This window comes from Microbacterium sp. LS_15, assembly GCF_041954735.1.
Taxonomy (GTDB): domain Bacteria; phylum Actinomycetota; class Actinomycetes; order Actinomycetales; family Microbacteriaceae; genus Microbacterium.
The window spans coordinates 724,727-737,812 of sequence record NZ_JAVAYD010000001.1 but is presented as its reverse complement, the minus strand read 5'-3'; the positions used below and the strand labels follow the sequence as shown (position 1 = coordinate 737,812).

Sequence of the window (13,086 nt, the reverse complement as noted above, 5' to 3'; positions counted from 1 at the left end):
CATGTCGACCACTGAAGCACCCCGCACCGACGAGGCCCCTCGCTCCCGTCCCACCACTCTGCCCGCGCGTCAGGCCGCTCTGATGAGCTCGTCGCGCGTCGAGCAGAAGGGCAACATCGTCGTCAAGTGGATCACCTCCACCGACCACAAGACGATCGGGTACATGTACCTCATCGCCTCGGTGCTGTTCTTCCTCCTCGGCGGCGTGATGGCGCTCGTCATCCGTGCTGAACTCTTCGCGCCGGGCATGCAGATCGTGCCGACGAAGGAGCAGTACAACCAGCTGTTCACGATGCACGGCACGATCATGCTGCTCATGTTCGCGACGCCGCTGTTCGCAGGCTTCGCGAACGCCATCCTGCCCCTGCAGATCGGCGCGCCCGACGTCGCGTTCCCGCGTCTCAACGCGTTCGCGTTCTGGCTCTTCCTCTTCGGCTCGACCATCGCCGTCGCCGGCTTCCTCACCCCGCAGGGTGCGGCGTCGTTCGGCTGGTTCGCCTACCAGCCTCTCGCGAGCGCTTCGTTCTCGCCCGGCGCGGGTGGCAACCTCTGGATGCTGGGACTCGGCATCTCGGGCTTCGGAACCATCCTCGGCGCGGTGAACTTCATCACCACCATCATCACGATGCGCGCGCCGGGTATGACGATGTGGCGCATGCCGATCTTCTCGTGGAACACCCTCATCACGAGCCTGCTGATCCTCATGGCGTTCCCTGTGCTCGCCGCCGCGATCTTCGCCGCCGGGGCAGACCGTGTGCTCGGCGCCCACATCTACGACCCGCAGAACGGCGGCGTGCTCCTCTGGCAGCACCTGTTCTGGTTCTTCGGTCACCCTGAGGTCTACATCATCGCGCTGCCGTTCTTCGGCATCGTGTCCGAGGTCTTCCCGGTCTTCAGCCGCAAGCCGATCTTCGGATACAAGACGCTGGTCTACGCGACCATCGCGATCGCTGCCCTCTCTGTCGCCGTGTGGGCGCACCACATGTACGTGACCGGCTCGGTCCTGCTGCCGTTCTTCGCGCTCATGACGATGCTCATCGCGGTTCCGACGGGTGTGAAGATCTTCAACTGGATCGGCACGCTCTGGCGAGGGTCCGTGACCTTCGAGACCCCGATGGTCTTCGCCCTCGGCTTCCTCGTGTCGTTCGTCTTCGGCGGTCTGACCGGTGTGATCCTCGCGGCCCCGCCGCTCGACTTCCACCTCAGCGACTCGTACTTCGTCGTCGCCCACTTCCACTACGTGGTGTTCGGTACCGTCGTCTTCGCGATGTTCTCGGGCTTCTACTTCTGGTGGCCCAAGTGGACCGGCCGCATGCTGAACGAGCGTCTCGGCTACGTGCACTTCTGGATGCTGTTCATCGGCTTCCACATGACCTTCCTCATCCAGCACTGGCTGGGCGTCGACGGCATGGTGCGTCGCTACGCGGACTACTCCGAGGCCGACGGCTGGACCTGGGGCAACCAGGTCTCGACGATCGGTGCGATCATCCTCGGTGCGTCCATGCTGCCGTTCTTCCTCAACGTCTGGATCACGGCCCGCAAGGCGCCGAAGGTCACGGTCAACGACCCGTGGGGCTACGGCGCATCGCTCGAGTGGGCGACGTCCTGCCCGCCGCCGCGTCACAACTTCACCTCGATCCCGCGTATCCGCAGCGAGCGGCCCGCATTCGATCTGAACCACCCGGAGGCAGCCGAGTTCGCTACCACCGCCCCCGGCGAGCGAGAGGGCCACTGACCCATGCGCGACAACGTCATTCTCTGGTGGATCCTCACCGCGTTCTTCGCGCTGATGGGTGTGGTGTACACCGGCTGGCACATCCTTGCGACGCCGTCCGACAACTTCGCCATGCGCATCGAATGGGTCGGTACCGTGGCGCTGTTCTTCGCCGCCTTCATGGGTGCGATGGTGGCGTTCTACCTCGACCGCACGCACAAGGCGCAGAAGGGTGAGCTCCCCGAAGACATCCTGACGAGCGACATCGATGACGGCGACCCCGAGCTCGGCGAGTTCAGCCCGTGGTCCTGGTGGCCTCTCGTGCTCGCGGCCTCGGCCGGAGTCTTCGTGGTCGGCCTCGCAGTCGGACACTTCCTGCTCCCGATCGGCCTGGCGATCTTCGTGGTCGCGATCGTCGGCTGGGTCTACGAGTACTACCGCGGCAACTTCGCCCGCTGAGTATCACCCAGAAGGGCCCCGAGGAGTGATCCTCGGGGCCCTTCTGCTGTCCACGACAGGGTACGAGGGGTGCGTCAGGTGCGGGTGCGGATGCGAGCGACTCCGGTGAGAGGGTCGACCGGTCGCCGGTGGACGCCATCGGCATCCTCCACGGGATACCCCTCGCGCACCCAGTACTCGAACCCGCCGATCATCTCCTTGACGTCGTAGCCGAGCGCTGCGAACTCCGATGCTCCCTTGGCGCCCGCGTTGCATCCAGGGCTCCAGCAGTAGACGATCACGGTGGCATCCTTCGCGACCTCCTGGGGTGCACGAGCGGCGATCTCGCTGTAGTGCATATGCACTGCCCCGGCCACGCGTCCCTTGGCCCAGGCCTCGTCCGATCGGACATCGACGATGACGACGCGCTCTCCGCGCTGCTGCGCGGCATAGGCATCGCTCGCGTCCGTCTCCGCGGCGAGTTTCGTGGCATAGTAGGCGGCTCGATCCATCATGGTCACAGCCTAGAGACGGGTGATGCAGCGCGCCGCTCGTTTCCGGACGATCGTGCATGCGAATCGCGCCCGAGTTGCCGGCAGCGTCGCAATCAGAGCAGGATCGTCATCTGCAGCCGCCGACCGTACCGTTCCAGTCCGAGGTCCGTCTCCGTCTCGACGAGCTGCCGGTGGAATCCGGATTCAGGAATGCTCTCCTTGAATCCGCACGAGGCATAGAACGGGCCGTTCCAGGGGATCTCCGCGTACGTGCGGAGCGTCATGCGGGAGTACCCGCGGCAGCGAGCCTCTTCCAGCGCCGCCTCGACGAGACGCCGTCCGTGGCCGCGGCGTCCGTGCTCGGGCAGAACCGACAGCTGTTCCAGGTGAGCGGCGCCGTCGGCATCCAGCACGTGCACGAAGCCGACGGGGGAGGAGTCCGCGTTCTCCTCGAGGAGGAGAACGTACCCCGGCTGTCCGATGCGCTCGGTCCCGTCCGCGGGCGGCGGCCATTCGGGTGCGCCGAGCGCTTCGACGAGGAGTGTGTCGGCGACGGCCTCGATCGTCTGGACGACCTCGGCATCCTCGGCACGTGCCTCCCGGATCGTCGTCGTCATCGCAGGTCTCCGGGCACGGCCGCGATCGCTTCGATCTCGACGAGCTGATCGTCATAGCCGAGCACGGTCACCCCGAGGAGCGTGCTGGGCACGTCGTGGGCGCCGAAGGCGGCATGGATCACATCCCAGGCGGCGACGAGGTCCCGCTGCTCGGTTGAGGCCACCAGGACCCGAGTGCTGACGACATCGGTCAGGTGGGCGCCGCTGGCGTCGAGAGCGTGCTGCAGGGTCTCCACACAGCGCGCGGCCTGGGCGGCGTAGTCGCCGGGCGCGACCGTCGTCCCGTCGTCGGCGAGCGGACACGCGCCGGCCAGGAAGATGAGGCGAGCGTCTGCCGGGGCGGTGGCCGCGTACGCGTACGGAGCCGCGGCGAGAGAGTCGGAGCGGATGAGACGGACGACGGAGCTCATGCGACGATCCTCCCACGCGCATATGAAAGGGCCCTGTCCGCGAACGGACAGGGCCCTGGTGGGGGAGCGGAGGATTATTCCGCGTCCTCCTCCGACTTCTTGTCACGAGGGTGCTTGGGGGGATCCGTCGCGATTACGGTGCTCGGAGTGTTCGCCGTCTCGTCGACGTGGTTCTCCTCGACCGTGAGCGGTGCGTCGGGGAATCCTGCGCGCTCGTGAGCGCCCTGGATCTCCGCCAGCTCGGTCTCCTCGTTCTGAGCGGTGACGTGGTGCTGGTGCGCATCTGCGGCCTCGACCTCGGCCTGCGTGAGCGGTGCCAGACGGTCCTCGAAGAACCAGCGGGAGATCGAGGACCGCAGGTTCTCGCTCCACGGGATACGACCCTTTTCGTTGGGGCGCACGACGAGGGGCTCGTAGCCGTCGACGTCGATGAGCTTCCAGCGGTCGTACTTGTCGACGGGCTCGTGGACCTCGATGAACTCGCCGCCGGGAAGGCGCACGATGCGTCCCGACTCGAATCCATGGAGCACGATCTCGCGGTCCTTCTTCTGCAGCGCGAGTGCGATGCGCTTGGTGACGAAGTAGGCGAGGATCGGGCCGAGGAAGAGCATCGCCTGCAGCGTGTGGATGACACCCTCCATCGTGAGCATGAAGTGCGTCGCGATGAGGTCGGAGGATGCCGCAGCCCACAGGACCGCGTAGAACACGACGCCGGCGACGCCGATGGCGGTGCGCGTAGCGGCGTTGCGGGGACGCTGGGCGATGTGGTGCTCGCGCTTGTCGCCGGTGATCCACGCCTCGATGAAGGGGTAGATGGCGACGACGACGATGAAGAGACCGAGGACCGCGACGGGCGCGAGGATGCCGAACGACCAGGTGTGGTCGAGGAACACGATGTCCCAGTTCGAGGGAGCCAGACGCAGCGCGCCGTCGGCGAATCCGATGTACCAGTCGGGCTGCGTACCTGCAGACACGGGAGACGGGTCGTACGGACCGTAGTTCCAGATCGGGTTGATCTGGAAGAACGTCGCGATCAGCACGATGGCGCCGAAGACGATGAACAGGAAGCCGCCCATCTTCGACATGTACACCGGCATCATCGGGTAGCCGACGACGTTGTCGTTCGTGCGGCCGGGGCCCGCGAACTGCGTGTGCTTGTTGATGATCATGAGCATCAGGTGCAGGCCGATGAGCGCGATGACGATCATCGGGAGCAGCAGGATGTGCAGGGTGTACAGGCGTCCGACGATGTCGGTGCCGGGGAACTCGCCGCCGAAGAGGAGGAACGAGGTCCACGTGCCGATCAGAGGGAGACCCTTGATCATGCCGTCGATGATGCGGAGGCCGTTACCCGACAGCAGGTCGTCGGGGAGCGAGTAGCCCGTGAAGCCCTCGGCCATCGCGAGGATGAAGAGGACGAAACCGATGACCCAGTTGAGCTCACGCGGCTTGCGGAACGCGCCGGTGAAGAACACGCGCAGCATGTGCACGCCGATGCCGGCGATGAACACGAGAGCGGCCCAGTGGTGGATCTGACGGACCAGCAGACCGCCGCGGAGGTCGAACGAGATGTGCAGCGAGGACTCGAGGGCCGCCGACATCTCGATGCCGCGCATCGGGGCGTACGCGCCGGTGTAGTGCGTCTCGACCATCGACGCCTGGAAGAAGAACGTCAGGAAGGTTCCGGAGAGGAACACGACGACGAAGCTCCACAGCGCGATCTCGCCCAGCATGAACGACCAGTGGTCGGGGAAGATCTTGCGACCGAGCTCCTTGACCATGCCGGAGAGGCTGGTGCGCTCGTCGAGGTAGTTCGACGCGGCGCCGACGAAGCGGCCGCCGAGAGGCGCCTTGGTGTCCTTGTCCTCTTTGGACAGCGTTGCGGTGCTCAATGGCGCTCCCAGAAGCTCGGGCCGACGGGCTCGGTGAAGTCACTGCGTGCGACGAGGTAGCCCTCGTCGTCGACGGTGATGGGCAGCTGCGGCAGCGGACGTGCGGCCGGGCCGAAGATGACCTTGGCGTGATCCGTGACGTCGAACTGCGACTGGTGGCAGGGGCAGAGGAGGTGATGCGTCTGCTGCTCGTACAGGGCGACCGGGCAGCCGACGTGCGTGCAGACCTTCGAGTACGCGACGATGCCGTCGTACGACCAGTCCTTGCGGTCCTCGGCCTCGATGAGCTGCTCCGGACGGAGACGCATCATGAGGACGATGGCCTTGGCCTTCTCCTCGAGGTACCCGTCGTGGTGGCTCAGCGTCGCGAGCTCCTCCGGGATGACGTGGAAGGCGGATCCGAGGGTGACGTCCGCCGCGCGGATCGGGGTGCCGTCGGGGTCGCGGACCAGGCGCGCGCCCTTCTCCCACATCGTGTGCTTGAGCAGCGCGACGGGGTCACCGGCGGTGGGGTCGTCGGGCGTGCTGTGCGGCGCGAGACCGCGGAAGAGCGTGACGCCGGGGATGATCGACGCGACGATCGCCGCGAACAGCGAGTTGCGGATCATCGTGCGGCGTCCGAAGCCGGACTCCTCGTTCGCCGCGGCGAACGCCTGGATCGTTGCCTCGCGGGTCGAGTCCTTGCCCCGGGTGGGGTGGCGGTGCTCGATGTGCTCCTTGTCGCTCATCAGCGCCTTCGACCAGTGGATCGCGCCGATGCCGAGGGCGAGGAGCGCCAGGGCGATGCCGAGGCCGATGAAGAGGTTGTTCTGACGGATGTCGATGAGAGCGCCGCTCTCGATCGGGAAGAGCATGTAGGCCGCGACGGCCCAGATGCTTCCGGCGAGCGACAGGTAGAACAGCGTGTAGACGGTCCGCTCGGCGGTCTTCTCGACGCGCGGATCCTTGTCGGTCATCCGCTCGCGGTGCGGCGGCAGCCCCGGGTTCTGCACAGGGTCGCTGACTGCGACGCCCAGCCCCGGAGAGGGCTGGTAGGCCCTGTCAAGAGCCTGTGAGTCGTCGTCGTGTGCCATGGTGCTCCTCGTACGTTCCTCTTCGATGAATAAGCGTCAGTTGGACTTCGCCGTGATCCACACGGTGATGGCGACGAGCGCGCCGATTCCGAAGATCCAGGCGAACAAGCCCTCGGACACAGGACCGAGCGAGCCCAGCGAGAAGCCGCCGACCTGCACCGACTGCTGCTGGAAGAGCAGAGCCGAGATGATGTCGCGCTTGTCCTCGTCGGACAGGTTCATGTCACCGAAGACGGGCATGTTCTGGGGACCGGTGACCATGGCGGCGTAGATGTGCAGCGCGCTGGTCTCGGTCAGTGCGGGGGCGTACTTGCCCTCGGTGAGCGCGCCGCCCGCGGCTGCCACGTTGTGGCACATGGCGCAGTTGACGCGGAAGAGCTCGGCGCCGTGCGCCACATCGCCCTCTCCGTCGAGGATCTCGTCCTTCGGGAAGGTGGGGCCGGGAGCCGTCTCCTGCACGTAGGACGAGATCGCGAGGATCTGGTCCTCGGTGAACTGCGGGTGCTTCTGCGGAGCCTGCGGGCCCTGCATCTGCAGCGGCATGCGACCGGTGGACATCTGGAACTCGACGGCCAGTTCGCCGACGCCGTAGAGACTCGGCCCGTTGGGCGTGCCCTGCAGGTCGAGGCCGTGGCAGGTGGCGCAGTTCGCCTGGAACAGCTTCTCGCCGTCCTCCACCGTCAGCGTGCTCGACGCGGCGGTCTGGGTGTCGGTTGCGGCGAACGCCGCGGATGCTCCGGCGTACACGGCGCCGGTGATCATGAGGCCTGCTCCGATGAGGGCCGCTGCTGCCAGTGGGCTGCGGCGACCGTTAGAACGGCGCTTCTTCTCTCGTGCCATCTCGGGGATCAGCTCCGCTCTTATTTCAGGAAGTAGATAACGACGAACAGCACGATCCAGACGACATCGACGAAGTGCCAGTAGTAGGACACCACGATCGAGGAGGTCGCCTCCTTGTGCCGGAAGTTCTTGACGGCGTAGGCGCGTCCGATGACGAGCAGGAACGCGATGAGACCGCCGGTGACGTGCAGGGCGTGGAAGCCCGTGGTGATGTAGAACGCCGATGCGTAGGAGTCGGCGCTGATCGGCATGCCCTCGGCGACGAGCTGCGCGTACTCCCAGACCTGACCCGACACGAAGATCGCGCCGAGTGCGAAGGTGAGGAAGAACCACTCGACCATGCCCCAGCCGAACAGGCGGCGACGACCGGCACCGTTCTTCTGACCCTTGGGGAGACGGTACGGCTGCAGGTCCTCAGCAGCGAAGACACCCATCTGGCAGGTGAAGGATGAGAGCACCAGGATGGCCGTGTTCACGAAGGCGAACGGCACGTTCAGGAGTTCGGTGCGGTCGGCCCACAGCTCGGGTGAGGTGCTGCGGAGGGTGAAGTAGATCGCGAAGAGTCCCGCGAAGAACATCACCTCGCTGCCGAGCCACACAATGGTGCCGACAGCTACCGGGTTGGGCCGCTTGATGGTTCTCGCCGCCGGGGCATACGTCGCTGAGGTCGTCACCCTTCCATTATGGCCGATCCGCGGGCATGATTCTCGCACCGGGACCCTTCCGATCGCCCTTCAATGACTTAGGGCACCCTAAGAAAACACTGCGAATCCTCGGTGAATCCCCGGGAAACAGGGGATGCCACGTCCGCGCCGCCGCTCGGAGATCGATTCGAGCCGTCCGATCCCGCCGATAGGATCGCTGACATGCCTGAAACGCTGACCTGGTCCGACGTGCTCACCACTCTCCTGGAGCGCCGCGATCTCAGTGTCTGGGAGTCCACGTGGGCCATGCGTCAGATCATGCGCGGCGATGTCACGGAGGCGCAGCTGGCCGGCTTCCTCGTCGCCCTCCGCGCGAAGGGCGAGACCATCGACGAGATCGTCGGCTTCCGCGACGCGATCCTCGAAGCGGCGGTGCCGCTGCCGGTGTCTCCGAACGTGCTCGACATCGTCGGAACGGGAGGCGATCGTGTCGGCACGGTCAACGTGTCGACAACGGCGGCCATCATCATCGGCTCTGCAGGCATCCCCGTGGTGAAGCACGGGAACCGGGCGGCGAGCTCGGCATCCGGGTCCTCAGATGTGCTGAGCGCTCTGGGTCTCGAGCTGACGCTGGACCCGGCCGCCGTGTCGTCGATCCTCGACCGCACGGGCATCACGTTCGCGTGGGCTGGTGCCTTCCACCCGGGGTTCAAGCATGCGGGCGGTGTGCGTGCGGAGCTCGGCGTGCCGACGGTGTTCAACATGCTCGGTCCGCTCTGCAACCCCGCTCGCGCCGAGGCCAACGCCGTCGGCGTGGCGCAGATGGAGCGCGTTCCCCTCATCACCGGAGTCTTCCGCACCCGCGGTGCGACGGCGCTCGTGTTCCGCGGCGATGACGGCCTCGACGAGCTGACCACGACCGGGCACAGCCGCATCTGGGAGGTCACCCGCGGCGACATCCATGAGCATGACCTGGACCCGCGCGATCTCGGCATCCCGCTCGCCGACCTCTCCGACCTCATCGGCGGCACGCCGGCGCACAATGCCGAGATCCTGCGTCGCACCCTCGCAGGGGAGCAGGGGCCCGTTCGTGACATCGTGCTGCTCAACGCCGCGGCCGGGATCGTCGCCTTCGAGCTCTCGCAGGACCCCGCGCAGGCCACGCTCCCGATCGTCGAACGACTTAGGGCCGGCTACGAGAAGGCCGCCGCCGCGGTCGACGACGGCCGGGCAGCCGCGAAGCTCGACCAGTGGATCGGCGTCAGCCGGGAGCTGGCCACCGCCTAGGAGCAGCCATGGATCCGATTGCCGCACTTCTCGAGATCGCCTCGCTGCTCGAGCGCGAACGGGCGTCGCGGTACCGGGCCAAGGCCTTCCGGCAGGCGGCCGCGACCCTGCAGCAGCTCCCGGAGGACGTGCGGTCGGACCCGACGCGACTGCGCGCGGCGAAGGGGATCGGCGAGTCGACGTTCTCGGTCATCCGTCAGGCGCAGGCGGGGGAGGTGCCCGACTATCTCGTCGAACTGCGCGGCGAGGTCGAGCCGGAGATCGCGTCCGAGCTCCGCTCCCGGCTGCGCGGCGACCTGCACGCCCACACGGAATGGTCGGACGGGACGACTCCGATCGCGGTGATGGCGGCAGCCGCTCGTGCACTCGGCCACGAGTATCAGGCGATCACCGATCACTCCCCGCGCCTGAGGGTCGCCCGGGGGCTGTCCGCAGAGCGGCTGCGCGAGCAGATCCCCCAGGTGCGCGCGGAATCGGGCGACGGCTTCACCCTGCTCGCCGGCATCGAGGTCGACATCCTCGAGGACGGCGCCCTGGACCAGGAGGACGACCTCCTCGCGGAACTCGACATCGTCGTCGCGTCCGTGCACTCGAAGCTCAGGATGGACGCGCGGCCCATGACCGCGCGCATGCTCGCGGCCGTCGCGCACCCTCGCGTGAACGTCCTCGGACACTGCACCGGTCGTCTCGTGCAGGGGGATCGAGGGACGCGTCCGCAGTCGCAGTTCGATGCCGAGGCGGTGTTCGCCGCGTGCGCGGAGAACGGTGTGGCGGTCGAGATCAACTCCCGGCCCGAGCGTCAGGATCCCCCGGACGAGCTCATCGCGATCGCGCTGGAGGCGGGGTGCCTGTTCTCGATCGACTCCGATGCGCACGCGCCGGGGCAGCTCTCGCTCCTCGACCACGGGGCGCAGCGCGCGGAGCGCGCCGGGATCCCCGCGTCCCGGATCATCACGACCTGGGGACTCGAGCGCCTGCTCGCCTGGGCGGGTTGATCCCTCAGCCGGCGGTCGTGCCGACGGCGGCGATGGCTCGCGCCATCGAGCCGCCGAGGTTCCACCTCTCGGCCAGGGCCAGGGCGGCGTCGACCTCGTCGGGTCCGAGGGGGAGGAGCGGCTCGGTCGGTGCGGTGATCTCGAGATCCTTCGCCACCTCGACCACGGTCGGAGCGACGTCGAGGTAGGCGGAGGCCGCGAGCACCTTCGCCCGCACACCGGCGCTCATGCCCTCTCCCGCCTCGGCGGCAGCGCGGATGCCGGCGAGGTCTCCGTGCTCCTTGAGCAGGGTCGCCGCGGTCTTCTCGCCCACTCCGGCGACCCCGGGGAGCCCGTCCGAGGCATCGCCGCGCATGGTCGCGAAATCCGCGTACTGCGTGGGCAGCACTCCATACTTGGCGACGACGACGGCATCCGTCACGATCTCCAGGTTGCTCATGCCCCGCGCCGTGTAGACGACACGGACGTCGCGCTCGTCATCGACGAGCTGGAAGAGGTCGCGATCGCCCGTCACGATGTCGACCGGCATCGTCGCGTGGGTGGCCAGGGTGCCGATCACGTCGTCCGCCTCGTGCTCGGCGACGCCGATGATCGGGACGCGCAAGGCCGCGAGCGTCTCGCGGATCAGGGGGATCTGCGCTTCGAGCGGATCGGGCACTTCTTCGACGTCCGGACCCGCCGGGACGACTTCGACCACGCGGTGAGCTTTGTAACTCGGGATGAGGTCGACGCGCCACTGCGGGCGCCAGTCGTCGTCCCAGCACGCGACCACATGCGTCGGCTCGTACAGCGTGACGAGCTTGGCGATGATGTCGAGCAGACCGCGCGCCGCGTTGATCGGCGACCCGTCCGGGGCGGTCACCTTGTCCGGCACGCCGTAGAAGGCGCGGAAGTAGAGGCTGGCGGTGTCGAGCAGGAGCAGCTTGTCGGCGCGATCTGGCATGGGAACAGTCTGGCAGGGGAGTCGCCAGCCGACAGGTATTCGGGGGAAGCGGTCGGGCTCCCGGTCTGATAGTCTGAACTGTCACTCGTGGCGTGTCTCGCATGCCCTCGTGACAGAAATCACAATCCAACCGCTGAGAAGCATGCAGCATGACCGTGCGCGGTCGCAGCTTCCGGCCCGAGTTCCCATTCAACAAGGACAACCCACTACATGACTACCGCAACGACCGCCCCGGCCACCAAGCAGGTCGCCATCAACGACATCGGATCTGCTGAGGACTTCCTGGCCGCGGTCGAGAAGACCCTGAAGTTCTTCAACGACGGCGACATCATCGAGGGCACGATCGTCAAGATCGACCGCGATGAGGTTCTTCTCGACGTCGGCTACAAGACCGAGGGTGTCATCCCCTCGCGCGAGCTCTCCATCAAGCACGACGTCGACCCCAACGAGGTCGTCAAGGTCGGCGACGAGGTCGAGGCTCTCGTTCTCCAGAAGGAGGACAAGGAAGGCCGCCTGATCCTCTCCAAGAAGCGTGCGCAGTACGAGCGCGCCTGGGGAGACGTCGAGAAGATCAAGGAGAACGACGGCGTCGTCACCGGTACGGTCATCGAGGTCGTCAAGGGTGGACTCATCGTCGACATCGGCCTCCGCGGCTTCCTGCCTGCGTCGCTCATCGAGCTGCGCCGCGTCCGCGACCTCACGCCGTACCTCGGCCAGGAGATCGAGGCCAAGATCCTCGAGCTCGACAAGAACCGCAACAACGTCGTGCTCTCGCGCCGCGCCCTGCTCGAGCAGACGCAGTCCGAGTCGCGCACCACGTTCCTCAACAACCTGCACAAGGGCCAGGTCCGCAAGGGCGTCGTCTCGTCGATCGTCAACTTCGGTGCGTTCGTCGACCTCGGCGGCGTCGACGGTCTCGTGCACGTCTCCGAGCTCTCCTGGAAGCACATCGAGCACGCCTCCGAGGTCGTCGAGGTGGGCCAGGAGGTCACCGTCGAGATCCTCGAGGTCGACCTCGACCGCGAGCGCGTCTCCCTCTCGCTGAAGGCGACGCAGGAGGACCCGTGGCAGGTCTTCGCCCGCACCCACGCGATCGGTCAGGTCACGCCGGGTAAGGTCACCAAGCTCGTTCCGTTCGGTGCATTCGTGCGCGTCGCGGACGGCATCGAGGGCCTCGTGCACATCTCGGAGCTCTCGAGCAAGCACGTCGAGCTCGCCGAGCAGGTCGTGTCGGTCGGCGAAGAGGTCTTCGTCAAGGTCATCGACATCGACCTCGAGCGTCGTCGCATCTCGCTGTCGCTGAAGCAGGCCAACGAGTCGGTCGACCCCAACGGCACCGAGTTCGACCCGGCCCTGTACGGCATGGTCGCGGAGTACGACGAGAACGGCGAGTACAAGTACCCGGAGGGCTTCGACGCCGAGACGGGTGCCTGGAAGGAAGGCTTCGACGCCCAGCGCGAGGCATGGGAGCAGGAGTACGCTGCAGCCCAGGCTCGCTGGGAGGCGCACAAGGCTCAGGTCGCGAAGGCGGCCGAGGCCGAGGCTGCGGCGGGCGACGACTTCGGTGGTCAGTCCTTCTCGAGCGAGGCCGCCGGTGCGGGCACGCTCGCGGACGACGAGGCTCTCGCAGCACTGCGCGAGAAGCTCTCGGGCGGCAACTCCTGAGCATCAGCTCTCACCGGAACGGGCCGTCACTCTTCGGAGTGGCGGCCCGTTCCGCGTCTTCGGGTACGTCGTCG

General features: G+C 66.8%; 13 protein-coding genes. 5 read left to right on the top strand and 8 right to left on the bottom strand.

The genetic code is table 11. From position 1 onward, the window contains the following. Position 1 precedes the first annotated feature (1 nt). Positions 2-1,735: a cytochrome c oxidase subunit I gene (gene ctaD / locus RAC69_RS03630; RefSeq protein WP_186307518.1), complete on the top strand. Its 1,734-nt coding sequence runs from the start codon at positions 2-4 to the stop codon at positions 1,733-1,735. A 3-nt stretch (positions 1,736-1,738) separates the two neighbouring features. Continuing rightward, positions 1,739-2,173, top strand: a complete 435-nt coding sequence (locus RAC69_RS03625) for a cytochrome c oxidase subunit 4 (RefSeq protein ID WP_341934091.1) — start codon at positions 1,739-1,741, stop codon at positions 2,171-2,173. Positions 2,174-2,247: 74 nt separating this feature from the next. On the opposite strand, the gene RAC69_RS03620 is transcribed toward RAC69_RS03625, so the two are convergent. The 7 genes from RAC69_RS03620 to RAC69_RS03590 form a co-directional block, all read right to left on the bottom strand. Continuing rightward, the gene (locus RAC69_RS03620; protein WP_375085155.1) at positions 2,248-2,667 is read right to left on the bottom strand and encodes a rhodanese-like domain-containing protein; all 420 of its coding nucleotides are present in this window, start codon (positions 2,665-2,667) and stop codon (positions 2,248-2,250) included. Between the two features lie 92 nt (positions 2,668-2,759). Next, the gene (locus RAC69_RS03615) at positions 2,760-3,263 is read right to left on the bottom strand and encodes a GNAT family N-acetyltransferase (RefSeq protein ID WP_375085154.1); all 504 of its coding nucleotides are present in this window, start codon (positions 3,261-3,263) and stop codon (positions 2,760-2,762) included. Beyond that, positions 3,260-3,673 carry a Rid family hydrolase gene (locus tag RAC69_RS03610; RefSeq protein WP_341934094.1) on the bottom strand — a complete coding sequence of 138 codons (414 nt, stop codon included), beginning with the start codon at positions 3,671-3,673 and terminating at the stop codon, positions 3,260-3,262. The genes RAC69_RS03615 and RAC69_RS03610 overlap by 4 nt, the downstream gene beginning before the upstream one ends. A gap of 74 nt (positions 3,674-3,747) precedes the next feature. Further along, entirely contained in the window at positions 3,748-5,565 is a 1,818-nt protein-coding gene (locus RAC69_RS03605; RefSeq protein WP_341934095.1) for a cytochrome bc complex cytochrome b subunit, read from the bottom strand. After that, the gene (locus RAC69_RS03600) at positions 5,562-6,638 is read right to left on the bottom strand and encodes a Rieske (2Fe-2S) protein (RefSeq protein ID WP_341934096.1); all 1,077 of its coding nucleotides are present in this window, start codon (positions 6,636-6,638) and stop codon (positions 5,562-5,564) included. Before RAC69_RS03600 ends, RAC69_RS03605 begins: the two co-directional genes overlap by 4 nt. Positions 6,639-6,674: 36 nt before the next feature. Then, positions 6,675-7,478, bottom strand: coding sequence for a cytochrome c (locus tag RAC69_RS03595; protein WP_341934097.1), 804 nt, complete (start codon positions 7,476-7,478; stop codon positions 6,675-6,677). A 20-nt stretch (positions 7,479-7,498) separates the two neighbouring features. Next, the gene (locus tag RAC69_RS03590; RefSeq protein ID WP_251588899.1) at positions 7,499-8,056 is read right to left on the bottom strand and encodes a heme-copper oxidase subunit III; all 558 of its coding nucleotides are present in this window, start codon (positions 8,054-8,056) and stop codon (positions 7,499-7,501) included. A gap of 288 nt (positions 8,057-8,344) precedes the next feature. Here RAC69_RS03590 and trpD point away from each other — a divergent pair, with 288 nt between their 5' ends. After that, positions 8,345-9,409 carry an anthranilate phosphoribosyltransferase gene (gene trpD / locus RAC69_RS03585; protein ID WP_375085151.1) on the top strand — a complete coding sequence of 355 codons (1,065 nt, stop codon included), beginning with the start codon at positions 8,345-8,347 and terminating at the stop codon, positions 9,407-9,409. Positions 9,410-9,417: 8 nt separating this feature from the next. After that, positions 9,418-10,404 (top strand): PHP domain-containing protein, encoded by a 987-nt coding sequence (locus tag RAC69_RS03580; protein WP_375085149.1) that lies wholly within the window; start codon positions 9,418-9,420, stop codon positions 10,402-10,404. A gap of 4 nt (positions 10,405-10,408) precedes the next feature. Here RAC69_RS03580 and RAC69_RS03575 read toward each other — a convergent pair whose 3' ends face one another. Continuing rightward, a complete protein-coding gene (locus tag RAC69_RS03575) occupies positions 10,409-11,347 on the bottom strand; it encodes a 5'-3' exonuclease H3TH domain-containing protein (protein WP_375085147.1) in 939 nt (312 codons plus the stop codon). A 210-nt stretch (positions 11,348-11,557) separates the two neighbouring features. Here RAC69_RS03575 and rpsA point away from each other — a divergent pair, with 210 nt between their 5' ends. Next, positions 11,558-13,012, top strand: coding sequence for a 30S ribosomal protein S1 (gene rpsA, locus RAC69_RS03570; RefSeq protein WP_096715640.1), 1,455 nt, complete (start codon positions 11,558-11,560; stop codon positions 13,010-13,012). Positions 13,013-13,086 lie beyond the last annotated feature (74 nt).